A 22,477-nucleotide genomic window follows, 5' to 3' on the forward strand; every position below is an offset into this window, starting at 1 on the left:
GTAGTTACCCTACTTCTTCAACGTCCCCTCAAATAATTTATAAATGCGCTTATACTCATCGGCCCAGCTGCTGGGTTGTTCAAAGCCGTGGTCTTCTACCGGGTACGAAGCCAGCTCCCAGTTTTCTTTGTGCAGCTCTATCAGTTTTTGAGTGAGGCGAATGATATCCTGGTAGTTCACATTCTGGTCTATCATGCCATGCAGCATGAGCAGGTTGCCTTTTAAGCCCTTGGCAAAATAAATAGGCGAACTTTTTCGGTAAGCCTGTTCATCTGTAAAAGGTTCATTAAGGATATTCGAAGTATATTCATGGTTATAATGCGCCCAGTCGGTAACAGAGCGGATAGCGCCACCTGCAGCAAAAACATCCGGTTCGGTGAACATGCCCATAAGCGTAATGAAGCCCCCGTATGAGCCGCCGTACAAACCGACATGCTTCGGGTTAACGCCATATTTTTCAACCAGCAATTTTACGCCATCAACCTGATCGGTGAGGTCTTTGCCTCCCATATGGCGATAGATCCCTGTCCGAAAATCCCGGCCATAACCGGCACTCGCCGTATAGTCGATATCCAAAACAGTATAACCATTATCGGCGAGCATGTTATTGAACATGTACTCGCGGAAGTAATAACTCCACGAATAGGTGACATTTTGCAGGTAACCCGCACCGTGGACAAAAACCACAGCTGGTTTTGCAGGATCTTGCTTTTTAGGCTGATACAGACGAGCATAAACATCGGTACCGTAGCGGTTTTTAAAGTTGATGATCTCCGGGTCGCGCCAGGAGTACGACAAGTATTCGGCCGAAACAGAGTTGGTTATTTTTACGGCTTTTGCGCCCGGTTTATTAGCTTGGATATATAATTCCCAGGGGCGGTTTGAATAAGAGTAACGAATAGCCAACCATTTTTCATCCGGCGAAAGTGTTACCTCATTGCCGCCCTTCATACCGGTAATTTTAACGGGGGTGCCGCCCCCAACCGGGATCCTGTAAAAATGGGTTATTCCCGGATGATCAATATTAGCAGTAAAGTAAAACGTCTTTTTATCTTGGCTTAGCTGCAAAGTTTGCACTTCCCATTTGCCGCTGGTGAGTTGTTTTTTGGCGCCGCTGGTTACATCAACCACATAAATATGCGAGTAGCCACTGGCCTCACTTTGGTAAAAAAAATGGGTATCGTCAATAAAACCGGCATTCCCGGGGTCATCAATGCCGGGGCCACCGATCCAGGCCTCATCCCGCTGACGGTCAAGCAGGCTTAGCTTGCCGGTTACCGGGTCAAGGCGCATGATCCAGCAGTCTTTATTATCCTGTGCCGAGATGATGACCACCGCGTTACTGCCACTTTGATTCCATAAAACGCCATCAATATTTACCTGCCTGTCGGCGTTTTCTTTTTGGCGGGCTTTTAATTCTTCGGGATAATCTTTTAAGTAATCGGGCAGGTCTTTAATGCCGGGGATCTCTGATGTAATAACCGGGTAAACAGCTTCCCGGCGCTTATCGTAAATAAACGTCTCTGAGGTCGACGATGGCCGGCCCACTTTTGAACGGTTAGGTATGTCCTCGGTGAAACCCGATGCGGTAACATAATTAGGTACTATGGCATTCTGAACCCCGTCGGCACGTTTGGTAAGTTTGTAAGTGATAAACCTGCTATCGGGGCTGATCTGTACAGCACTCAGTCTGTTATCACCAAAGGCAATCTCCTTCAACTTATCAGGTTTGAGCAATGCCGTTTCTGTTGAGTCCTTTTTTTCGTCTTTAGCCTCTTTTTTAATAATATCAAATAGTTCAAGCTGTTGTTTTTTGAGCCATTGTTCTTGCTCATTAGGCTTATCCTTGCTTTTTTTATCGGTAGTGGCGCGTACAAAATTGGTGAGCTGTACCAAGCTGCCGCTATTCAGGTTCAGGGCAAAAAGATTATTATCTTCTTTGTAAATGATCTTTGTTTCATCGCCGCTGAAAACCGGACTTTCCTCCTGTCCTACGGTATTGGTTAGCCGGGTAGTTTTATTAGCTTTTACATCGTATAAAAACAGATCGCCATTTTTACTAAGTATCTTTTGGCTGTGCTTTTTGTTCCATTCGCAGTTACCCGGCGCCAGATCACGCTGTTCGGCAATGCTGACTTTTTGTACCCTGTTATCAAGTGGGTTAACCGAATATAAGCGCGTATCTCCTGAAGCATCATCATCCCATTTAAAGTAGATCTTTTTACTATCGTTAGCCCAATTGATATTGGAGGGAGATACACCGATCCATTTAGGGTCGCGCATAATTTTATCGATGCTAAGGGAATCCAGCTTTTGGGCAAAGGCGCCTGTTATCGGGATCAGGAACAATAAGCCTAACAGTTTTTTCATATCTCAATAAAGCATGCAATTTAACAGTTTGGCTAATGATTGCTATTTTTAAGCATTTTATTGTTACAAAATGGTACTACTGGGCAACGGATTTTTATTGAGGGCGTGGCAACCGGGTGATGAAGCATCACTTCAAAAGCATGCGGATAACCCGAAAGTATCGGCTTTTTTGCGCGACAGGTTCCCGTATCCTTACACTATGGAGGATGCGCTATTTTGGGTGAACCTGGCCCAAAACCAGAAACCTTTAACCAACTTTGCCATAGTAGTTAACGGTGAAGCCTGCGGCGGCATTGGTGTTGAACTTTTTACCGACGAAAGCCGCATAACGGCCGAAATAGGCTATTGGCTTGGTGAAGAACATTGGGGAAAGGGCTTAGCAACCGCGGCAGTAAAACTGGTGACCACTTATGCTTTTGAACATTTTTCGCTATTGCGCTTAGAAGCCGGTGTGTATAATAGAAACAGGGCATCCATACGGGTGCTCGAAAAAGCAGGTTATATTCAAGAGGCCGTACTACGAAGGTCAGTTATTAAAAATGGCGAGGTGATGGATAAATATATGTATGCTATTTTTAAGGATGAACAACTAAATTCACAGGATGCCTAATTTGTATATCATAGCAGGTTGTAACGGTGCCGGTAAAACCACGGCAAGCTATACAGTTTTGCCCGAATTGCTTAACTGTAATGAGTTTGTAAATGCAGATAACATCGCGGCGGGACTATCTCCCTTCAATCCGGAAAGTGTTGCATTCGAAGCCGGCCGGATCATGCTGCAACGAATTGATGAGTTGCTGAACCGGGGAGTTGACTTTGCCTTTGAAACAACGCTTTCAACCCGGAGTTATGTATCTTTGGTTAAAAGAGCCCGGCAAAAAGGATATGAAGTTACTTTATTGTTTTTTTGGTTGAGCTCTCCTGAAATGGCAATGGAACGAGTAGCTAAACGAGTCAGTAAAGGAGGCCATAATATCCCTGCCGATGTAATAGAACGGAGATATTACCGGGGAATAAGAAATTTGGTATCTTTGTATATACCTCTTTGTGATAAATGGCTGATTGCAAACAACACGGATCTTGGGCCGGTGTTTGTTGCACAAAGTGCGGATGAACTTAAAATCAATATTATAACACCCGATATTTGGGAAACGATTTTATCGCAAGCTAATGACAACAAAAACACATAAAATGGATATAAACGAGTTTGCTGAAAAAGTGCTTGAAGGCATGAAGCGGGCAAACCGCAAACTGGTTGAAACTGCCGCTGCCAACAACGAAAGCCTTATCATTGGAGATAAAGACGGCAGTTTCAAAGCTGTACCCGCAAAAGAGCTTTTAAAAACCCTTCCCGCCAAATAACAATCACTTATAACTCCTTCCGCATTACATAATCGTTCATCCAGTATTTACCAATGGCTATATCCTCTTCATAGGCTATGGTAAACCCCATTTTTTCATAGAATGATTTGGCGTTATTGTACCTGTTGACGTTAAGTTCCAGCGTTTTCTTACCGGCATCTTTAGTTTTTTGGGCCACCTCGTTAATCAATACTTTTCCGTAGCCCTTGCCCTGCGTTTCGGGCAGGCAGTAAAGTTTATGCAATTTGTAGATCTCCGGATCCTCTTCGCGGGGCGAATAGGCTGCAAATGCCACCGGATTGCCTTCTTCCTCCAGTAACAGGTAAGTTTGCTGATTTTCTTTAACCTGTTTGGTTATTTTCTCTGTCGTGTAAATCTCGCCAAGCATAAAGGATATCTGTTCGCGCTCAAGAATGGGGCTGTAGGTTACCCACCATGTTTTATCGGCAATATCACGGATAGTTTCCACATCGTTTAAGGTGGCAGTACGTATTGTATACATCTTCAAATTTAGTTTTGTGTTATTAAGAAAAGTCGTATGTCTTAACTTCTTTCTTCCCAGATCATGCACAGGTGCAAAATGGTTTCAACCGCTTTTTGCATATCCTGTACCGATACCCATTCGTGCCGGCTGTGAAAAGCATGTTCGCCGGCAAAAATGTTAGGGCAAGGCAAGCCCATGAACGAAAGCCGTGAACCATCGGTACCGCCGCGGATACTGCATAACTTAGCTGTTAAGCCTGTGCGGTTAATGGCCTCCATTGCATAATCCACAATTTGCGGATGCTGGTCGAGCAAACCTTTCATATTGCGGTATTGCTGGCTCACGGCAATATCAAACGTTGAGCCTGGGAATTTCTTCAATACATTATCAGCAGTTTGGCGGATAACATCAACATGATCTGCGAGTTTATTTTCATCAAAATCCCGGATTATAAAATCGATAGAAGCGGTTTCCACATGCCCTTCCATACCTACCGGATGCACAAAGCCCTGCATTCCTTCAGTATGTTCCGGCGAAAGTTCATCAGGGAGGGCAGCAATAATTTGCCCGGCAATTTTAATAGCACTTTCCATTTTCCCTTTGGCAAAACCGGGGTGTGAGCTTACACCGTTAATAGTAAGCCTCGCCCCATCTGCCGAAAAGGTTTCATTCTCCATGTTGCCTGCGCTTTCGCCATCCATAGTATAAGCGGCAAAAGCACCCAGCCTGGCAATATCCACATGATCAACACCATGGCCAACTTCCTCATCGGGTGTAAACAGGATCCGGATATCACCATGTTTAATTTCGGGGTGGCCGATGAGCTGGTAGCAGGCATCCATAATTTCGGCCACACCGGCTTTGTTATCGGCGCCGAGCAGCGTGGTGCCACTGGCTGTTATTATATCGTTGCCCAATTGGTTTTTCAGATCGGCATGCTCGGCCATGCGGATCACCTGGGTATTGTCATCCGGCAATATTAAATCCTGGCCCTGGTAGTTTTTATGGACTAAAGGTTTTACATTCTTTCCGCTGCAATCGGGCGCGGTATCCATATGCGAGCAAAAGCAAATTACGGGCACCTTTTTATCAGTATTTGACGGAATAGTAGCATAGACATAACCGTACTCGTCTAAATGTGCATCGGCTATACCCATAGCCAACAGTTCATCAACCAGCAGCCGGGCAAGATCTTTTTGCTTTTCTGTTGATGGAAATGAAACCGAAGAAGGGTCTGATTGCGTATCAATGGTAACGTAGCGCAAGAAGCGTTCGGCTACTGTGAACTTAATGAATGAGTTAAAATTCATATAAAGCTTTTATATTAGGGGAAATTTAGGCGGTGGTTAATGCCATCTCCAGTTGTAAATATTGATTAAAATTATACATTGAAAAAATATTTTCTACTTTTTGTTTTGGTTTGTGCTTCGGCTATGGCAAAAGCCCAAAGTGGTTTTAATTATTATGAATGGGGCATTGGCGGAGGTGTCAATTACGCTCGTGGGTTCGATGACCTTAAAAAACAAGTATGGCATCCCGGGGGTACGCTCAATTTAACTTACAACTACAGTCCTTATGTACCAATGGCGCTTGATTTTCATTTTGGAACTATTGAAGGCGGCGGCCTTACACCCAGTACAGACGAGTTTGGCCGCAAATCAAAAAATAATTTTTTAGCGCTTGTCCTTCGTGCCGATTTACAAATGGGCGAAATCATTGATTATAGTAACAGCGGCGTTTTAAACGTACTTAAAAACTTTTATATAGGCTCGGGCATTGGTGCAATAAAAAATAAGATGGCGTTTGTACAACGTTCGAACCCTCCCGGATATGAGAACCATGGGCCGGTTGGCGAAACCGAGGGTTTTCAGGGAAAAGATAAGAGCATCAACCTTATGATACCGTTAAGATTGGGCTATGAGTTTAAAATTTACGATGATTACGACCAGGTAGGTTACACCATAACCCTTGGCGTTCAGCACAGCTATACTTTTGGGGAAGGGCTTGACGGCTACAATGATAACCCTCAAAAATTTAAGAACAATGCGCCCGATCAGTTTGTTCAATATAGCATTGGGTTTAAGTATAACTTTGGCAATACAGTATCCTACACTAAATTGGTCAGAAATTTCAGGTAATGAACATAGAAGAACTGCGCGATTATTGTTTGCAAAAGCCAGGCGTTACCGAGGGCTTCCCCTTTGGCGAGGATACGCTGGTTTTTAAAATTGCTGAAAAGATCTTTCTGTTAACAGGTTTACAAACCGGCGACAGGTTCAATGTTAAATGCGACCCTGAATGGGCTGTTGAACTCCGCGAACGCTACCCCGAAGTGCAGCCCGGCTACCACATGAACAAAAAAATGTGGAACACCGTGCAAATGAACGGCGCTCTTACCCGAAAACAACTCTGCGAAATGATTGATCACTCATACAATGAAGTGGTTAAAAGCCTGCCGAAGAGAGTGCAGGCGGAGATAGCTGTATTATAAGCAAATTCATATTATACTCATGGGGCTATTCAGTTTTTTCGGTAAGAAGGATAACGGACAATTTGTATCGGAAGAAGCATTCAGTGAAAAATCGGCAATACAGCTTAACATGTTGCCGGTACTTATGGAAAAGCTCAGGGAGCTAAATGTTGACGAAGACAGGGAGCTGATGCTTGAGTTTTTCTTTTACACCAATACATATCAAAAGGCCCAGATATTTGCGCAGGAATTATCCAATTTAAGCTACCAGGTAAAATTCGGTGTTTCTGAAGGGGATAAAAAACTATTCATTATTACCGGCTGGTCTGACAAAGTAAAAATGAAAGAGGCAGTTGTAGCATCATGGATTAACCAGATGTGTAGCCTTGCTTATAAATTTGATTGTGAGTTTGATGGCTGGGGCACCATTCCCGATCAGTAATATTATTGTGTGCCGCATATCTAATTGGCATTCTTAAGCTATATTTGAACAACGTATTTACTTATGAAGATAGTTTTCGCTGCCCTTATCACCTGTTTTATTACCCTCTCTGCCAAAGCTCAGCTTACTCCTTTTGAACTAAGTAAGGATAAAAATTATACAGCCACCTACGTCCAGGTAATTGATTACTATCAAAAGCTTAACAAGCTATACCCGCAGCAAATGAAGCTTATCAATTACGGCACAACCGATGTGGGTAAACCCTTAACACTTGTAGTGCTTTCAAAAGATAAGGTGTTTGATCCGGCTGTGATCAAAAAACAAAACAAAAGGGTATTGCTTATCAACAACGGCATCCACCCTGGCGAGCCGGAGGGCATTGATGCAAGCATGATGCTGGTGCGAGATCTGCTTAAAAACAACACGTTGCCAAAAGATGTGGTGATATGCCTGATTGCACTTTATAATATTGACGGCAATCTTAACCGTGGCCTGAGCCGTGTAAGTCAGAACGGTCCATCGGCTTACGGCTTTAGGGGTAATTATCGCAATCTCGACCTTAACCGTGATTTTATTAAGGCTGATAGCCGCAACGCTTTGGCTTTTACACAGATCCTCACTACCTGGAAACCCGAGATCTTTTTAGATAATCATACCAGCGATGGCGCCGATTATCAGTATGTGATGACGCTCATTGAAACACAAAAAGAAAAGCAAAACCCCATCCTGGCTGATTATACCACCAAAACACTTACACCGTACCTGTACAGCAAAATGAAAAAGAGCGGGTACGAAATGATCCCTTACGGCGCCGGTGAAGAAGGGCTTCCTGATTCGGGTATCGTTAGTTTTTTAGAAACCCCGCGCTTTGCTACCGGCTTTACGGCCCAGCATAACATCATTAGCTATATTACCGAAACACATATGCTGAAGCCTTTTGATAAGCGCGTGTATGCCACTTACGATTTTATGCAGCACCTTATTGAAATTAACCAGCGCGATGCCAAACTGATAGGAGAGTTGAAACGCGAGGCCGATGAGCAGGTAACCAATCAAAAAACGTTTGCGTTAGGCTGGATGGTTGATAAAAGTAAGGTTGATACTATTACTTTTAAAGGTTATGAGGCAGGCTATAAAACCAGCGGCGTGAGCGGATTGCCGAGGCTATATTATGACCGTGATAAGCCCTACACCAAAACCATCAAATATTACAACACCTATAAAGTTACCGCCACTGCCGATAAGCCTGTTGCCTATGTAATTCCGCAGGCATGGGGTAAGGTGATTGACCTGTTTAAGCTGAACGGGGTGCAGATGAAACAACTGGCCCATGATACCACGCTTAACTTGCAAATGTATTACATAACCGATTTAAAAACACCGGCCCGGCCATTTGAGGGCCATTACCTGCATACCGGCGTAAAACTTAACCCGGTGGATATGCCGGTTAAATTTTATACCGGCGACTATGTAGTATATACTAATCAGCCGATAAACCGTTATATCGTGGAAACGCTGGAACCGCAGGGTGTCGACTCATTTTTTGCATGGAACTTTTTTGATTCGGTGCTGGGCGAAAAAGAGTATTTTTCGGACTATGTTTTTGAAGATATAGCTGCTGATCTGCTAAAAAAGGATCCATCGATTAGACAAAAACTGGACGATGCCAAAGCGAAAGACCCACAGCTGGCCAATAATGCTGGTGCGCAATTGTTCTTTGTTTACCGCAATTCGCCTTACTTTGAAAAAACTTTTATGCGCTACCCGGTAGGCAGATTATTAACTAATACCAAACTCGACCTTAAATAAATGGAATATTTACAAACGGCCCCGGTGGCCTGTGCTATTTTCGCAATAACAATTATTACTTCACTTTTAGCTTTTTCAAACAATAACCTTTATGGCCGCATGATGCTGCACCCTTACACAGTTTCACGCGGAAAGGATATTCATACCATCATTACCAGCGGACTTATTCACCGCGACTGGATGCATTTGTTTTTCAATATGCTGTCGTTTTACTTTTTTGCTTTTGGGCTTGAGCCGTTATTAGGCCACGTTCAATTTGCCATATTGTACACTGTAAGCTTAATTTTAAGCGACATGCCTACTGTGCTCAAACACAAAGATCATTACAGTTATTATAGTTTGGGTGCGTCGGGTGCGGTAAGCGCGGTTATTTTTAGTGCTATATTATATAACCCGCTAGCTCAAATGATGATATTGCCTATACCAATTCCTATCCCGGCAGTGATATTTGGCGTATTATATTTAGTGTATTGCCACTTCGCATCAAAATATTCGCGCGATCAGATCAACCATGATGCACACTTTTATGGCGCACTGAGCGGCTTAATGATCACCATTATATTTCACCATGAAATTTTGCCCGATTTTTGGCAGCAGATTACAATGGCAGTTTCAAATCTTGGCCATTGATAAACTCCCCGTCAGCATTAAATAAAAAGCTCATAGGTTTTTCGGGGTTCTTGATAATCTCTAACAGCAGGAACCCCCAATTTTTCCAAAAGTTTTCCAGTACCTGTCCGTAGGTTTTGTTCATCCAGTCGTCAAACAGTGGTTTGCTGCTGGTGCCGCGCAGGGGCAGGGCTTCTAAGGATATGGTGTCACCAATATGGAAAATATCGTACTCGGGCAGCCGGTTAAATAAATAAGCCGAATAAAAGAAGCGGGCGTTCAACTCTTCAAACTGGATAGGATGCAGAGTGTGATCTGCAATTTTATCCAAAGCTTCTTTATGATAGCGGGCGTTGGCGCCGTTATCCTGCAGGCAAAGGATCAGGCCAAAATCTTTTATCCTTAATGAAAAGGTAAGCGTATTGATCTCATCGCGATAGCCAAAAACGTTTTCAGCATTATCAACCTTAAACAATACCCGGCTATACGGCTTAAAGCCATCAAACTCAACCGGCAGATTGATACTTTGCAGCATCATGTGTAGGTTATTGAACTTGTGGATAATGGATTGCGATATGTTAAACTCCTCGCCCTGCGAGTGTTGGAGTTTGATGCCGGCCTGAATCTCGTTAAAAATAATTCCGTACAGCAATTTGCCCGCCCACAAAAACAGTTTATCCTCATCAAGCACCTTTACAGCTTCATAACCGGTATCAAAAGCAGCAGCAATTTCGTTTTCGAGCGGTTCAAGATAGCGTTCGTTAACTTCGGCTGTGCAGGGCAGTTTCAGGTCTTTGTAAGTCGCCATGCTTTCGTCGAGCAACTTAAAAGGCTTATCTTCCAGCTCATAACGGCTCATGAGCCATTGCGGAAATACCTGGATCTGCTCCTCGGGCGAATTAAGGTTTTGCCCCGTAAGGAAACATTTATTGTTGCTGAAATTGAAATTGGTGAACGGTGAATAAATTTGTGCCGGCATGGCCGCAAAGATAAGCACGATTTTCGTACTAAAATTTTAGCTTTGGTTTTTAACATGGAACTGACATATCAACCCTACGAGCTTCAGCTGAAGCATGCTTTTACGATAGCCAAATTTTCGCGTACCTCTACCCCGGTTATGCTGGTGCAGATCAACCACGAAGGTAAAACCGGTTACGGCGAAGCTTCAATGGTGCCTTATATGGGCGAAAGCCATCAAAGTGCCACCGAATTTTTAAGCAAGGTTGATATTGACCGGTTTAGTTACCCTTTTGATTTTGGAGCGATCATCAATTACCTCGATAGCATTGCTCCTGGTAATCCGGCCATTAAAGCAGCTCTTGATATTGCGTTGCATGATCTGGACGGCAAATTGAAAAACCAGCCCTGCTGGCAACTGCTCGGCAGCAACCCTGCGCTGATGCCAGTTACCAGTTTCACGATAGGCATTGATACGCCCGAAATGATCATCAAAAAGGTAAAAGAGGCAGAAGGGTTTAAAGTGATTAAGGTTAAACTTGGCCGCGATACCGATAAAGAATTGATTAATACTATCCGTTCGGTAACTGATGTGCCGCTTTACGTAGATGCCAACCAGGGCTGGACAGATCTGCAACAAAGCCTTGACATGACCTACTGGCTGCACGAGCAACGCGTACAATTGATAGAACAACCCATGCTCAAAACTGATCCCGACAGCAATGCCTGGCTCACCGAGCACAGTCCTATTCCTATCATTGGCGATGAAGCCGTTCAGCGTTTTGAGGATGTGGAAAAGGCCAAAGGTGTTTATACCGGTATCAATATTAAACTCATGAAATCTGCAGGGTTGTATGAAGCCAAACAGATGATAGATAAAGCCCGTGAGCTTAACCTGAAGATCATGATTGGCTGTATGACAGAAACCAGCTGTGCCGCTTTAGCAGGTTTAGCCATTGCCCCGCAAGCTGATTGGGTAGATCTTGATGGTCCTTTTTTGGTAAGCAATAATCCGTATCTGATGCCAGAATTTAATGATGGTAAATATATTCTGAATGAGGATGCAGGTTTGGGGTTGAGGTTTTAAGCAATCTAAGCAGGTCGCGGCTTTCAGCTTTTAGCATTCTGCTTTTAGCTTCTTTACAAATCCAATATTCTTCAAACCATCTTTGCCTCTCGTCCGTTATTCTGATACATCTAAATAAAAAACATCATGGATAAATTAGAAATTAAAGGCGGATGGAATGAGTTGAAAGGCAAAATAAAACAAGCCTATGGCGATCTTACCGACGATGACCTTGCCTGGCAGGAAGGCAAAGATGATGAAACACTTGGCAAACTTCAGCAAAAAACGGGCAAAACCCGCGATGAACTGGTAAAGTGGATAAACAGTTTATAAGATGCTAAAAGCTCCGGAAACGGGGCTTTTTTATTGGAATAGTTTTATCCAATGACCATCCAAAACTATTATTACCAGCTACATTGTTGAGGATTGTTAACTTTGCCCAATGAAAGTTACCAAGCCAACCATACTTGTTGTAAATGACGATGGCATTACCGCTCCGGGTATCAAAGCCCTGATGGATGCTATGGCCGAAATTGGCCGTGTTGTAGTTGTTGCCCCGGATAGTCCGCAATCGGGTATGGGGCATGCCATTACCATCGGCAAACCTTTACGGCTTGACCAGGTTGACATTTACGAGGGCATTGAAATGTACCGCTGCTCGGGCACTCCGGTTGATTGCGTAAAGCTGGCTGTTAACAAGATCTTTAAAGGTAAAAAGCCTGATCTTTGTGTTTCGGGCATTAACCATGGCCTTAATAACTCTATCAATGTGCTGTATTCGGGCACGATGTCGGCGGCGGTTGAGGGAGCCATTGAGGGTATCCCGTCGATAGGTTTTTCGTTAGATGATTATACTTTGCAAGCCGATTTTGAGCCTTGCATCAAGTTTGTAAAAGAACTTGCTTTACAGGTTTTAGCCCATGGTTTACCACAAGCCAGTTTGTTAAATGTAAACTTCCCGAATACAAAACACATTAAAGGCATTAAAATTTGCAGGCAGGCGGCAGCCAAATGGGCCGAAGAATTTGATGAACGCATGGATCCGCATAAAAGGCCTTATTACTGGCTTACCGGCGTTTTTCAATTAAATGATGGCGGCGAGGATACCGATGTGTGGGCTTTGGAACAGGGTTACGCTTCGGTTGTGCCGGTGCAGTTTGATATGACTGCACACCACGTTATCCCTTACTTAAACAACTGGAAATTCAACCTGTAATCATGCTAAACAAAAACGACGTATCCTTAGGGCTGCTCATTGGCGCTATACTGCCAGGCGTTAGCCTGTTTGTTTTTGGATTTCTGCTTAAAAATCAACTGTTTTTCATGCACAAGCCGGGGATCCCTTACTTTGTCGCTTTTGCCATCAATCTGTTTATCATTCGTTACTTTTATGGCAAGGGGGCCGATAAAACGGGAAACGGCATTGCTATGATCTCACTGTTGTTTATGCTGGCCATATTTATTTTTAAATTGCAATCCTTATAATGAAATATTACCTGGTAGCCGGCGAAGCTTCGGGCGATTTGCACGGGGCTAATTTGATGAAAGCGCTCAAATCGCTTGACCCTGATGCTGAGTTTCGCTTTTTTGGCGGCGACCTGATGCAGGCCGAGGGCGGCACACTGGTAAAGCATTATGCCGATATGGCTTTTATGGGCTTTGTTGAAGTGGTTGCCAACCTGCAAACTATTCTTAAAAACATGCGATCGTGCAAGCAGGATATCTCGGCTTACCACCCCGACGTATTGATCCTGATAGATTTTCCCGGCTTTAACCTCAAAATAGCCGAATACGCCAAAGCTAACGGCATACCGGTTAACTACTATATTTCGCCCAAAGTTTGGGCCTGGAACCAGAAGCGGGTGTTAAAAATCAAACGCATTGTTGACCACCTATTTTGCATATTGCCTTTTGAGGTGGCATTTTATAAAGAGTGGGGAATGGATGTTGATTACGTAGGCAACCCTTTACTTGATGCGGTTTCGGCGTTTAATCCTGACCCTGATTTCCTGCAAAAAAATAAACTTGGTGTAAAAAAAATTATAGCACTGTTACCCGGCAGCCGCAAACAGGAAATCAGCAGACTGCTGCCCGATATGATCCGGGCTTCGGCTAACTTTCCTGAATACCAGTTTGTAATTGCCGGTGCACCGGCTTTTCAGGCTGATTATTATGCGCCTTACTTAAACGGGGCCGAGATCCCCGTTGTATTCAACGGCACTTATGATCTGCTGAATCATGCCCATGTAGCTCTTGTAGCTTCCGGCACCGCGACACTTGAAACCGCGCTGTTTAATGTGCCGCAGGTAGTGGTGTATAAAGGCGGGAAATTAACCATCGCCATAGCGCGCATGCTGGTTAAACTTAAATTTATATCGCTGGTTAACCTGATCATGGACAAAGCGGTAGTGAAGGAGTTGATCCAGGAAGAGTGTACGGCTAACAAGATAAGTGAAGAGTTAAAACTGATTGTCAATGATGTAACCTATCGCCAAAACATGCTCAATAATTATGACGAGCTTGATGTGCGAATGGGACAACCGGGGGCATCAGCCAAAACAGCCGGGTTGATTGTTAAATACGCTATCGATAACAAGTAGAAAACGGCTATCATGCTGAGTATGTCGAAGGGTCGCGAGCAGAGGCCCAACTCACCATGCTTCGACGGGCTACCAATGACACTTCAACTTCTCAGGATTCTATTTCCTTATCATTATTTTCTTCTGGTTTTAGTTCGGATTGGATGATGTCCTGTTCCAGCTTTTTTTCGTCTTTCTGGTTCCGCCTGATGATCCAAACCAGCAAAATAATAACTGCAATAACTACAATTATTACTATGGGATAATTAACCTGGTCCATAATGTTTGTATTTATGTAGAGTATATAATTTTACAGATAACAATACACCATACAGACAATCAGTCTTTAGCTCCTGCTCGTGCAGGATCAATATGACCGTAACCGGTTTGTTCATCACCTGGTTAACGGTACTATGCGTAGATGGTGCAATATGATGTTTAACCGCATTGGTCATTCGCCCGATGCTTGATCCCAAATAACCGTGTCAGACATTTCCTTTAGGTGACCAAAGGGTTAATATATTGTTATTTAACATTATACAAAGATAGCATTAAGCTTGCCCGGCTTTACTAAAAAAAATAGAGCCCTGTTTTTTGCAGGGCTCCACGTTTTCATAGGTGATGTTAGTACTCGATAGGTAGATGTATATATGTTGATCAAGCGGCAGACAGCGTTTGCTGTGCTGCTACCTGCTTGTTGTTGCTCATAAATTGGGTTTTAGCCCTGTAGTTTTTCAGATCTTCCCTCAACAGCTCCAATAATTCGGCATCAAAGCGTGCAAGTAATTTAGTTATTGCGGGTGTTGGTTTATATGCTTTCATAGGTAGATGTAGTGTAGGTGATGTAGTTTATATTTAGTTTAAGCTGCCGGCGTTAAATAAGGCGTTTTAGTTTTGATAGCTTTCAAGTCGCTCATGATGATGTTTTTAAGTGCGTTATCAAAGCTTGCTATTAGTTTGGTGGTTGATGTTTGTTTTTGCGTTTTCATGTTGTAGGTTTTGATGTTTTTAATATTTTAATGTCTCCGTTTTAGTCTTTCTTTTTTTCGTTTCCGTTTTCGGTGAGGTTATCATGGCGGCGTTTTGCTTCTTTATATTGCCTTAATATTTGCTCCTCATCGCGTGGGTCTGAAGTTTTTGTCGGTTCCACTGGGTTTTCCCACTCTTTCTCTTCTTCAGGTTTAACCGCTTTGTCTTTTGCTTTCATAACAACTGCGTTTGATAAGTACTGATCTAAATCAATGCCAAACTTTTATCGGAGAGCAAAAAAAGTCATTAAAAAATCAGATTTATTTTACAATACGATGTAAATGGCTGTAATACAGGGGTATTTTTTTAGAAGAAATTTTTACTTTTTTTGATCAATTCAACGCCGACAACTATTCAAAGCAGATAAACAGGCATACGTTACCGAACATCAGTAGCAGTAGCGGACGATTTTTTGTAGTTTAACAAATGCACTATGATCACTATTACTGATAAGGCAGCTCCAATAGCACACACTCCGTTCCACTCATAGTTTTTCCAAACTAAGCTGGCGAAGAACGTGCCTAAAGCCCCGCCTATAAAATAAGACACCATGTACACTGTATTGATACGATTGCGGGCTTCCGGGATCAATGCGAAAATAATAGACTGGTTAGAGATATGAGTAGCCTGCACACCCATATCCAAAAGGATAACCCCGATGATGAGCCCGATTATACTATGGCTCGAAAAATAGAATACAATAAAAGAGATCAGGATAAGCGAAAGTGTATAAATTGATAATTTGTATGCGTCCATTTTATCACTCAGACGACCCATAAAGCCAACGGCTACCGCACCGAAAGCGCCAACAAGGCCAAACATACCCGCAGCGGCGCTGCCCTCATTAAACTGAGGCTGTTTTAACAGGAATACCAGCGTTGTCCAAAATGCGCTGAAACCGGCGAAACATAAAGCCCCTCTGAATGCTGCCAATCTTAATTTAGGTTGGGTTTTTACTAAATGGATCAATGATTTCATCAATTTACCATAATTGCCTTTATAATCGGGTTCAATTTCGGGCAAAAACAAAAATATCATGAACCAGATGAGCAACATTAACCCTGCAGCTATATAAAACATGCTTCGCCAGCCAAAATGCTCGCCTATAAAACCGCTTAGTGTGCGTGACAGTAAAATACCGATTAATAAGCCGCTCATTACAAAGCCAATCTTCTTACCCCGCTCATATGGCTTGGCTAAGTGGGCCGCCATTGGGATCAGCAATTGCGGAATAATCGATGATACGCCCACTAAAAAACCCGCTATCATAAGTATGGTTACGGAAGGCGCCATGGCGCTGGCTATTAACGATATGATCATGAGCACAAAATCAATTAAAATAAGACGCTTACGCTTAAGCATATCCGCCAATGGCACTATAAATAATAAACCTGTAGCGTAGCCAATTTGCGTAAAAAGCGATATTTGCTGCGCTTTTTTATCGCTTACGCCAAAAGTATTCGCCATATCGGCCAGTAATGGTTGGTTATAATATATGTTGGCTACCACCAAACCTGTAGCTATGGTCATGATCCATAAAGTTAATGGCGTAAGATGCGGATGTTGTTTTTCGGTATGTGTTGATGACATATTTTAAAAGGCAGTATATTTTTGCTGCAAAAGTGTTAAAGCATCTTTAAAAAAAAACCTTTGTAAAGTAATTTTTAGGATGTAACTGCGTTTAGAACATAAATTGTTTTAGCAGACAATCGTTCTTTAAAGAGCTAAAAGCAGCATTAAGGCAAAAAAATTGTGGTATTTTGGAGTTTTTTAAAGAAAAACTGGCGATTGTTTTGCTTTAAGCATACGATATGCTTTAAAATTTAATTTTAATAGGGATTTAGATTCTAATTTTACTTTAAAAATCATTTAAAATTAAATTTTTGTAAACTTTATAAATAAAACCGCATCTTTTTTTGATGAAAATGAACGAGGTGGTAATTATTATAAAATAATTTGAAAAAATTAGTAATTTAATAATGTTTTATTCTTATTTTTGACAATAAGATACCGGATGACAATGTAATTGATAAAACTTACAAAACAATTACAAAATATATTTTCAGAATATCAAAACTTAGTGTTACTTTTACACCGTGTTAAAAATAACGCAATACATAAAGTAGTCTTCTCATAATTTAGGTTTATAATTGGTTAGTAAAGGCCCCTGCCCATCAGGGGCTTTACTTTTTTATAAGCTTTTGCTTCCCCGGAAGCAATTTTGGGGCAAGCCAGGTGCATGTATATTTTAAGTTTAAATTAAACAAGCCGATAGTAAAGGCGCTGAGACAGGATCGGATAAAATAAATAACAATAGAATTTCATTTTAATTCACAAAATTCTATATTTGCAGCCCACTGCGGGGGATTAGCTCAGCTGGCTAGAGCGCTTGCATGGCATGCAAGAGGTCATCGGTTCGACTCCGATATTCTCCACATCTTTTCCGCAAAATCCGCCGAGTTTCGCATGAAATCGGCGGATTTTCTTTTTTCACATACGTTTTAGACAGTCTGGGATATCCAAAAATCGATGCCGAATAAGACCCGTTGCTACCTGATAAAAGACGGACACTTTGGGAATAAACCTGGAAATACCCTATAGTCATAAATTAACAAGGATATTTGCATCAATCAGGTTATATTTGTCAAAACAACACCAATTAAAATAAATTACTGAATTCTTTATTGGTTGCTACGAGTGACTATTCATCAAATTTTAATCATGCTTAAGTTTAAAAGCTGTTATATATTGACATGCCTGCTCTTTTTGTGCGTCCCATCTCAAATTTATGGACAGGCTGCTATAAACTTTACATCTATTACAATAAAAGAAGGATTGTCCTCGAATACAGTAAATACGATTATAAAAGACCGGTTTGGATTGATGTGGTTCGGAACCGGAAACGGGCTTAATAAATTCGATGGCAGTAATTTCGTTATTTACAGGCATAGCGCATCTGGTAATAGTATTCCTTCCAACGAAGTCTTGTCCATGTTTGAAGATAAAAGCGGACGGATATGGGTTGGCGCCAGCGGAGGAGGGCTTTCTTATTACGACCGCAAGTTTGATCGGTTCGAACGTTTCAGGGGAGACGGTTCCTGGCAAGAAATTTCAGACATATCTGTCAGGGCTATTTGCCAGGACCACCAAGGCAAATTATGGGTAGGCACCTATGAAGATCTCCGGATAATTGATACGAAAACCGGCAGAATTACGCCTGTTAAGATTCCAGAACCTGATAAAAAGGACGCGGGCGCGTTTGTCGTCCTCTCTTTGTTCGAAGATAGTCGACAACGGATGTGGGTTGGTACCAATTACGGGTTGTACGTGTATGAATGGTCGTCAAATTCATTCAAGAGGTTTTCGCACAATGAGCAGGACAGGTATGCATTAAGTAATAACACGGTTAAAGCAATCATTGAAGATAAAAAAGGCAGCATTTGGTTTGGTACGTACGACGGGCTGAACAAGTGGACAGATGATGGGCATTTTGAAATTTTTCGTTCTGGCAATCAATCGTCCCTGAGCCTGGACAATAACGCAATTTTCACGATGTGCCTGGCTAAAGACGGCAAGATCTGGATCGGAACAGAGGGTGGGGTCAATTTATTCGATCCTCAACTGGAGGTTTTTCAGCAATTGACCGCAGATCCCAGGAATGCGGGCAGCCTGAAAAGCAATTCCATACGCAGCATATTTATTGACCCTGCAGGTATATATTGGGTTGGAACTTTTACCGAAGGGATCGGAAAATACGATCCTCATCTTGCACTCTTCAATCACAAGAAAAGTGACCCTTTCGATCCTCTCGGTTTAAAATCGCCGCTTGTAACCGCTTTCGCGGAATGCAGCAGCGGTGACATTTTTGTAGGGACCGACGCAGGTATTGCTTTGCTCGACAAAAAGACAGGCCTTTTGCATTCGTATGATATACAAAGTAAGTTGAAACGCCGCGGAAGCTCACTGGCCGTAACATCACTTTATATAGACAGGAAAGGAAACTTGTGGGCGGGAACTTACCATAACGGGCTTTTCCGAATCGACACCGCTACTCATAGGTATGTACAATATACAGCTGACGGCAATGGTCATGGAATTTGTAGCAATGATATTACTTGCATTAACGCCGACGCGAGTGGCAGAATTTGGATAGGTACACTGGGTCGGGGAATAGATATATATGATGAAAATAGCCATTCATTTTCACATCTCACAAGTCAAAACGGGGCCGGCGGCCAGAGCCGGAGTTTACCCGTTAACGGTTTTATCTCTTCTGTTATTCCGGGCCGGGACGGGCGCATGTGGATTGCTTCGATGGGAACTGGAATCGTAGTGCTTGATACTGAGCATCAAAAGTGGACGCATTACAATAAAAAAAATTCGGCACTGGCCGACGACGTGGTACTGAACTTATTTGTAACCAATGACGGCAGTGTTTGGTCTGGCACCAAACAGGGGATTAGCTACTTTGACGAAAATCAAAAAAAATTCATTTCTTACGGTGAAGATCAGGGCCTGGCTAATTCCTTCGTAAAATCAATTTTGCAAGACGATAAAGGTTTCCTGTGGTTAAGCACAGATCGCGGAATCAGTTCGTTTGATTACAAAAGAAGGGTTTTCCGCAATTTTACTAACGAAAACGGCGTACAGCAAGGAGCTTTTTCTTCAGGCTCAGGAATTAAAACCCGGGACGGCAATCTTTATTTTGGAGGTCAGGACGGCTTTAATTTTTTTAATCCATCGAGATTGCCGGTTGTCTCTCGTCCCGGACGGGTAATTCTAAGCAATTTAACCGTTGATAATGCGATAGTAAATCCGGGAAATGAGTCGCCGATTCATGAGCATATCAGTACCGCAAAAGAAGTCACTTTGAAATATGGCCAAAATTTTTCCATCGGCTATGTGGCACTGGATTATACATCTCCTAAACAGAATTTATATGCTTACCGGCTAAAAGGTTTTGATAAAGCCTGGAATTATGTTCAAAATATTCGGACAGCCAGCTATACCAATATTGATCCCGGGACATACAGTTTTGAGGTGATGGCCAGTAAAGATGAAAACCACTGGAATAACCCGGTGACGACGATCAGGATAACTATATTGCCGCCGTTCTGGCGAACAGTTTATGCCTATATTGCTTACGTGGTTATTTTAGGATCGGCTTTGTTTTTCATAAGGAGACGCGGTATTCAGAAGATCCGGAGGCAATTTGAGCAGGCCCAGGAGAAACTTCAAGTCAGTCAGCTTATTGAACAGGAAAGGCGGGAAGCTGAACGTTTGCATGAGCTGGACTTGCTGAAAATAAAGTTTTTAACAGATCTAAGCCACGAGTTTCGAACCCCGGTATCGCTCATTCTGGCCCCGGTCGAAAAACTACTTGAAAAATCTGTTCCGGGGAATGACATCGAGGATCTAAAAATGATCAATAGAAATGGTCGCAGGTTACTCAACCTGGTCAACCAGTTGCTCGACTTTCGTAAAATGGAAGAGCAAAAGTTGAAGCTCAGCCTTTCGGCGGGAGAGATTATGTCTTTTATCACCGAGTCGTGCGAAGCATTTCAGGATCTTGCTTTAAAAAAACAGGTTACACTGGAAGTTGATGTGCAACAGGAAGAGGTGCGGGCTTACTTTGACCCGGATAAACTGGAGCGGGTTATTTTCAACTTGTTGTCTAACGCATTTAAATTCACCCCTGCCGGCGGGGTGGTTTCTGTAAGCGCACGGACTGAAAAGAATTCGTTGTTGAGCACAGGCTTGCTGCTTAAGGTTACTGATACCGGAATTGGTATACAGGCCGATGATCTCGAAAAAATATTTGAACGCTTTTATCAATCGCGCCAAAGCAGTGCAATAGTCAACCAGGGTACCGGCATAGGCCTCTCCATAACCAAGGAATTTGTAGAACTTCACGGCGGCACCATTCAGGCGGAAAGTATAGCCGGACAGGGAACAAGCTTTTTAGTAAGGCTTCCGCTCACCGCTGCGGTGGAAGCCGGTACCTCCGAAGCACCTCCCGTTTCTGATAGAGAAAACGCTAAAGACAGGCAGGCCGGCAGTGAAAACCCTGAACTAAAGCCAACCGTACTATTGGTAGAGGACAATGACGAATTCCGCTCTTATTTGTCGGATCACCTGAAAAAATACTATCATATTATTGAGGCGGCCCACGGTAAAGAAGGGTGGCAAAAAACACTTGGCGCGCATGTTAACCTGGTTGTCAGTGATATCAACATGCCCCACATGGATGGAATTGAGTTGAGCAAAAAAATTAAAGCCGATAAGCGCACCTGCCATACCCCTGTAATATTATTAACGGCAACAACAGGGGAAGAGCATCAGTTAAAAGGCCTCAAAACAGGCGCTAATGACTATCTTACGAAGCCTTTCAATTTCCAAATCCTGCAAACCAAGATCGATAACCTTCTTGACCTGAACAAAAATCTAAAGGATACATATTCCAGGCAAATACAGATGGTTAGCCCTCAGGTTGAAATGGAGTCGGCCGATGTAAAGCTTTTAAATTCGGTCATGAAATATATAGAAGACCAACTGAGTGAGCCGGGGTTGTCAGTTGAAGAACTGAGCCGGCATGTGGGCATGAGCCGGGGGTCACTTTATTACAAACTTCTGGAAATTACCGGGCAAACCCCGGTGGAGTACATCCGCAACGTCAAACTTGACAAAGCAGCCCAGTTGCTGGAAATCAGTGATTATAATGTAGCTCAGATCGCCTATATCACAGGCTTCGGCACACCCAGCTATTTTTCGCGGATCTTTAAAACACGCTTCGGCATGTTACCGTCGGAGTATCTGACCATCAAAAGGAATATATCTAAAAACAAGGCCACTCCTGCAATTTAAGGCGTTCTATAGGCCCCGCTACCATCTTTTTACACAATGGCGCATGTATCGGAAGCTGCATTCGGATATTCAGGTGGTCAGACTCTCGAGGCAAAGTAATTCGACAACACTGCAGAAATCACCAATAATGGCATCGTTGAACAAATGTAACACGAATTTTGCGATTTGTCCTACCCTAATCACTTTAAAGCGATGATCTTCGGCATAGCAATGGGGGCATTCCTGCCGCCATATACAATTTATAAACTAAAAAAAACATTCTGATTTATTTGTATCGTCCGGATTAAGGTCCGCATTATGTCACCATCAATTTCGCAATCGATTGCGAAGCTGGTCATAATAAAGTTATCGTTGTGATTTAACAAACTATAAAATGAAAAACCTGATTAGGGGCCCGGACGGGAAGCATATTAAACTCAAACCTGGGCGAATTGCT

At 42.8% G+C, this 22,477-nt stretch carries 24 protein-coding genes and 1 tRNA gene; 15 read left to right on the top strand and 10 right to left on the bottom strand.

Features of this window, described 5'->3' with window-relative positions:
• Positions 1 to 9 precede the first annotated feature (9 nt).
• Entirely contained in the window at positions 10 to 2,370 is a 2,361-nt protein-coding gene (locus ABIC84_RS11590; RefSeq protein WP_429263657.1) for a prolyl oligopeptidase family serine peptidase, read from the bottom strand.
• Between the two features lie 70 nt (positions 2,371 to 2,440).
• Between ABIC84_RS11590 and ABIC84_RS11595 the strand changes: the two genes are divergently transcribed.
• Genes ABIC84_RS11595 through ABIC84_RS11605 form a run of 3 tightly spaced genes read left to right on the top strand, consistent with a single transcriptional unit; the run spans position 2,441 to position 3,732 of the window.
• Positions 2,441 to 2,980, top strand: a complete 540-nt coding sequence (locus ABIC84_RS11595) for a GNAT family N-acetyltransferase (protein WP_426583463.1) — start codon at positions 2,441 to 2,443, stop codon at positions 2,978 to 2,980.
• Positions 2,973 to 3,560, top strand: a complete 588-nt coding sequence (locus tag ABIC84_RS11600; protein WP_429263658.1) for a zeta toxin family protein — start codon at positions 2,973 to 2,975, stop codon at positions 3,558 to 3,560. The genes ABIC84_RS11595 and ABIC84_RS11600 overlap by 8 nt, the downstream gene beginning before the upstream one ends.
• A gap of 1 nt (position 3,561) precedes the next feature.
• Complete coding sequence (locus tag ABIC84_RS11605; RefSeq protein ID WP_189549082.1) at positions 3,562 to 3,732, top strand: hypothetical protein; 171 nt, start codon at positions 3,562 to 3,564, stop codon at positions 3,730 to 3,732.
• A 7-nt stretch (positions 3,733 to 3,739) separates the two neighbouring features.
• On the opposite strand, the gene ABIC84_RS11610 is transcribed toward ABIC84_RS11605, so the two are convergent.
• Complete coding sequence (locus tag ABIC84_RS11610) at positions 3,740 to 4,234, bottom strand: N-acetyltransferase family protein (protein ID WP_426583467.1); 495 nt, start codon at positions 4,232 to 4,234, stop codon at positions 3,740 to 3,742.
• Between the two features lie 41 nt (positions 4,235 to 4,275).
• The gene (pepT, locus tag ABIC84_RS11615; RefSeq protein WP_429263659.1) at positions 4,276 to 5,526 is read right to left on the bottom strand and encodes a peptidase T; all 1,251 of its coding nucleotides are present in this window, start codon (positions 5,524 to 5,526) and stop codon (positions 4,276 to 4,278) included.
• Between the two features lie 78 nt (positions 5,527 to 5,604).
• Between pepT and ABIC84_RS11620 the strand changes: the two genes are divergently transcribed.
• From ABIC84_RS11620 to ABIC84_RS11640, 5 genes are all read left to right on the top strand, one after another.
• Positions 5,605 to 6,354, top strand: a complete 750-nt coding sequence (locus tag ABIC84_RS11620) for a hypothetical protein (protein WP_429263660.1) — start codon at positions 5,605 to 5,607, stop codon at positions 6,352 to 6,354.
• Positions 6,354 to 6,707: an MmcQ/YjbR family DNA-binding protein gene (locus ABIC84_RS11625; protein ID WP_426583473.1), complete on the top strand. Its 354-nt coding sequence runs from the start codon at positions 6,354 to 6,356 to the stop codon at positions 6,705 to 6,707. Before ABIC84_RS11620 ends, ABIC84_RS11625 begins: the two co-directional genes overlap by 1 nt.
• Before the next feature lie 19 nt (positions 6,708 to 6,726).
• Positions 6,727 to 7,128, top strand: coding sequence for a ribonuclease E inhibitor RraB (locus tag ABIC84_RS11630; RefSeq protein ID WP_426583475.1), 402 nt, complete (start codon positions 6,727 to 6,729; stop codon positions 7,126 to 7,128).
• A 63-nt stretch (positions 7,129 to 7,191) separates the two neighbouring features.
• Positions 7,192 to 8,937: a M14 family zinc carboxypeptidase gene (locus ABIC84_RS11635; RefSeq protein ID WP_429263661.1), complete on the top strand. Its 1,746-nt coding sequence runs from the start codon at positions 7,192 to 7,194 to the stop codon at positions 8,935 to 8,937.
• Positions 8,938 to 9,567 (top strand): rhomboid family intramembrane serine protease, encoded by a 630-nt coding sequence (locus ABIC84_RS11640; protein WP_330859341.1) that lies wholly within the window; start codon positions 8,938 to 8,940, stop codon positions 9,565 to 9,567.
• Here ABIC84_RS11640 and ABIC84_RS11645 read toward each other — a convergent pair.
• Positions 9,536 to 10,525, bottom strand: a complete 990-nt coding sequence (locus ABIC84_RS11645) for a hypothetical protein (RefSeq protein ID WP_429263662.1) — start codon at positions 10,523 to 10,525, stop codon at positions 9,536 to 9,538. The genes ABIC84_RS11640 and ABIC84_RS11645 overlap by 32 nt on opposite strands.
• Positions 10,526 to 10,579: 54 nt before the next feature.
• On the opposite strand from ABIC84_RS11645, the gene ABIC84_RS11650 reads away from it, so the two are divergent.
• The 5 genes from ABIC84_RS11650 to lpxB all read left to right on the top strand — a co-directional run bounded on the left by ABIC84_RS11650 (position 10,580) and on the right by lpxB (position 14,169).
• Positions 10,580 to 11,590, top strand: a complete 1,011-nt coding sequence (locus ABIC84_RS11650; RefSeq protein ID WP_426583482.1) for a dipeptide epimerase — start codon at positions 10,580 to 10,582, stop codon at positions 11,588 to 11,590.
• A gap of 126 nt (positions 11,591 to 11,716) precedes the next feature.
• On the top strand, positions 11,717 to 11,902 hold the full coding sequence (locus ABIC84_RS11655) for a CsbD family protein (RefSeq protein WP_090532481.1): 186 nt from the start codon (positions 11,717 to 11,719) through the stop codon (positions 11,900 to 11,902).
• A gap of 109 nt (positions 11,903 to 12,011) precedes the next feature.
• Positions 12,012 to 12,785, top strand: coding sequence for a 5'/3'-nucleotidase SurE (surE, locus tag ABIC84_RS11660; RefSeq protein ID WP_426583484.1), 774 nt, complete (start codon positions 12,012 to 12,014; stop codon positions 12,783 to 12,785).
• Between the two features lie 2 nt (positions 12,786 to 12,787).
• The gene (locus tag ABIC84_RS11665; RefSeq protein WP_426583486.1) at positions 12,788 to 13,054 is read left to right on the top strand and encodes a hypothetical protein; all 267 of its coding nucleotides are present in this window, start codon (positions 12,788 to 12,790) and stop codon (positions 13,052 to 13,054) included.
• Positions 13,054 to 14,169 (top strand): lipid-A-disaccharide synthase, encoded by a 1,116-nt coding sequence (gene lpxB, locus ABIC84_RS11670; protein WP_426583488.1) that lies wholly within the window; start codon positions 13,054 to 13,056, stop codon positions 14,167 to 14,169. The genes ABIC84_RS11665 and lpxB overlap by 1 nt, the downstream gene beginning before the upstream one ends.
• A 91-nt stretch (positions 14,170 to 14,260) precedes the next feature.
• Here lpxB and ABIC84_RS11675 read toward each other — a convergent pair whose 3' ends face one another.
• The 6 genes from ABIC84_RS11675 to ABIC84_RS11700 all read right to left on the bottom strand — a co-directional run bounded on the left by ABIC84_RS11675 (position 14,261) and on the right by ABIC84_RS11700 (position 16,767).
• The gene (locus ABIC84_RS11675; RefSeq protein ID WP_426583490.1) at positions 14,261 to 14,428 is read right to left on the bottom strand and encodes a hypothetical protein; all 168 of its coding nucleotides are present in this window, start codon (positions 14,426 to 14,428) and stop codon (positions 14,261 to 14,263) included.
• Complete coding sequence (locus ABIC84_RS11680) at positions 14,415 to 14,603, bottom strand: hypothetical protein (protein WP_426583492.1); 189 nt, start codon at positions 14,601 to 14,603, stop codon at positions 14,415 to 14,417. Before ABIC84_RS11680 ends, ABIC84_RS11675 begins: the two co-directional genes overlap by 14 nt.
• Before the next feature lie 202 nt (positions 14,604 to 14,805).
• Positions 14,806 to 14,970 (bottom strand): hypothetical protein, encoded by a 165-nt coding sequence (locus ABIC84_RS11685; protein WP_158604167.1) that lies wholly within the window; start codon positions 14,968 to 14,970, stop codon positions 14,806 to 14,808.
• A 38-nt stretch (positions 14,971 to 15,008) separates the two neighbouring features.
• Positions 15,009 to 15,137 (bottom strand): hypothetical protein, encoded by a 129-nt coding sequence (locus ABIC84_RS11690; protein WP_255485329.1) that lies wholly within the window; start codon positions 15,135 to 15,137, stop codon positions 15,009 to 15,011.
• A 41-nt stretch (positions 15,138 to 15,178) separates the two neighbouring features.
• Positions 15,179 to 15,355 carry a hypothetical protein gene (locus ABIC84_RS11695; protein WP_167516293.1) on the bottom strand — a complete coding sequence of 59 codons (177 nt, stop codon included), beginning with the start codon at positions 15,353 to 15,355 and terminating at the stop codon, positions 15,179 to 15,181.
• A gap of 200 nt (positions 15,356 to 15,555) precedes the next feature.
• Complete coding sequence (locus ABIC84_RS11700) at positions 15,556 to 16,767, bottom strand: MFS transporter (RefSeq protein WP_426583495.1); 1,212 nt, start codon at positions 16,765 to 16,767, stop codon at positions 15,556 to 15,558.
• Between the two features lie 771 nt (positions 16,768 to 17,538).
• On the opposite strand from ABIC84_RS11700, the gene ABIC84_RS11705 reads away from it, so the two are divergent.
• Together ABIC84_RS11705 and ABIC84_RS11710 are read left to right on the top strand one after the other, a co-directional pair.
• Positions 17,539 to 17,612 (top strand) — tRNA-Ala (locus tag ABIC84_RS11705).
• A 400-nt stretch (positions 17,613 to 18,012) separates the two neighbouring features.
• Entirely contained in the window at positions 18,013 to 22,041 is a 4,029-nt protein-coding gene (locus ABIC84_RS11710; RefSeq protein WP_429263663.1) for a hybrid sensor histidine kinase/response regulator transcription factor, read from the top strand.
• Positions 22,042 to 22,477: the final 436 nt, after the last annotated feature.

Origin of the sequence: Mucilaginibacter sp. 3215 (genome assembly GCF_050433785.1) — a bacterium.
In the GTDB taxonomy this organism is placed as follows: Bacteria; Bacteroidota; Bacteroidia; order Sphingobacteriales; family Sphingobacteriaceae; genus Mucilaginibacter.

Excerpts from the sequence above, each read along its gene's own strand:
- ABIC84_RS11655 (WP_090532481.1), top strand. The coding sequence starts at position 11,717 with ATGGATAAATTAGAAATTAAAGGCGGATGGAATGAGTTGAAAGGCAAA.
- ABIC84_RS11635 (WP_429263661.1), top strand. The coding sequence starts at position 7,192 with ATGAAGATAGTTTTCGCTGCCCTTATCACCTGTTTTATTACCCTCTCT.
- ABIC84_RS11665 (WP_426583486.1), top strand. The coding sequence starts at position 12,788 with ATGCTAAACAAAAACGACGTATCCTTAGGGCTGCTCATTGGCGCTATA.
- ABIC84_RS11605 (WP_189549082.1), top strand. The coding sequence starts at position 3,562 with ATGGATATAAACGAGTTTGCTGAAAAAGTGCTTGAAGGCATGAAGCGG.
- ABIC84_RS11680 (WP_426583492.1), bottom strand. The coding sequence starts at position 14,603 with ATGACCAATGCGGTTAAACATCATATTGCACCATCTACGCATAGTACC.
- surE (WP_426583484.1), top strand. The coding sequence starts at position 12,012 with ATGAAAGTTACCAAGCCAACCATACTTGTTGTAAATGACGATGGCATT.
- ABIC84_RS11685 (WP_158604167.1), bottom strand. The coding sequence starts at position 14,970 with ATGAAAGCATATAAACCAACACCCGCAATAACTAAATTACTTGCACGC.
- ABIC84_RS11695 (WP_167516293.1), bottom strand. The coding sequence starts at position 15,355 with ATGAAAGCAAAAGACAAAGCGGTTAAACCTGAAGAAGAGAAAGAGTGG.
- ABIC84_RS11600 (WP_429263658.1), top strand. The coding sequence starts at position 2,973 with ATGCCTAATTTGTATATCATAGCAGGTTGTAACGGTGCCGGTAAAACC.
- ABIC84_RS11625 (WP_426583473.1), top strand. The coding sequence starts at position 6,354 with ATGAACATAGAAGAACTGCGCGATTATTGTTTGCAAAAGCCAGGCGTT.
- pepT (WP_429263659.1), bottom strand. The coding sequence starts at position 5,526 with ATGAATTTTAACTCATTCATTAAGTTCACAGTAGCCGAACGCTTCTTG.
- ABIC84_RS11675 (WP_426583490.1), bottom strand. The coding sequence starts at position 14,428 with ATGGACCAGGTTAATTATCCCATAGTAATAATTGTAGTTATTGCAGTT.
- lpxB (WP_426583488.1), top strand. The coding sequence starts at position 13,054 with ATGAAATATTACCTGGTAGCCGGCGAAGCTTCGGGCGATTTGCACGGG.
- ABIC84_RS11630 (WP_426583475.1), top strand. The coding sequence starts at position 6,727 with ATGGGGCTATTCAGTTTTTTCGGTAAGAAGGATAACGGACAATTTGTA.
- ABIC84_RS11650 (WP_426583482.1), top strand. The coding sequence starts at position 10,580 with ATGGAACTGACATATCAACCCTACGAGCTTCAGCTGAAGCATGCTTTT.
- ABIC84_RS11700 (WP_426583495.1), bottom strand. The coding sequence starts at position 16,767 with ATGTCATCAACACATACCGAAAAACAACATCCGCATCTTACGCCATTA.
- ABIC84_RS11645 (WP_429263662.1), bottom strand. The coding sequence starts at position 10,525 with ATGCCGGCACAAATTTATTCACCGTTCACCAATTTCAATTTCAGCAAC.
- ABIC84_RS11590 (WP_429263657.1), bottom strand. The coding sequence starts at position 2,370 with ATGAAAAAACTGTTAGGCTTATTGTTCCTGATCCCGATAACAGGCGCC.
- ABIC84_RS11640 (WP_330859341.1), top strand. The coding sequence starts at position 8,938 with ATGGAATATTTACAAACGGCCCCGGTGGCCTGTGCTATTTTCGCAATA.
- ABIC84_RS11595 (WP_426583463.1), top strand. The coding sequence starts at position 2,441 with ATGGTACTACTGGGCAACGGATTTTTATTGAGGGCGTGGCAACCGGGT.
- ABIC84_RS11690 (WP_255485329.1), bottom strand. The coding sequence starts at position 15,137 with ATGAAAACGCAAAAACAAACATCAACCACCAAACTAATAGCAAGCTTT.
- ABIC84_RS11610 (WP_426583467.1), bottom strand. The coding sequence starts at position 4,234 with ATGTATACAATACGTACTGCCACCTTAAACGATGTGGAAACTATCCGT.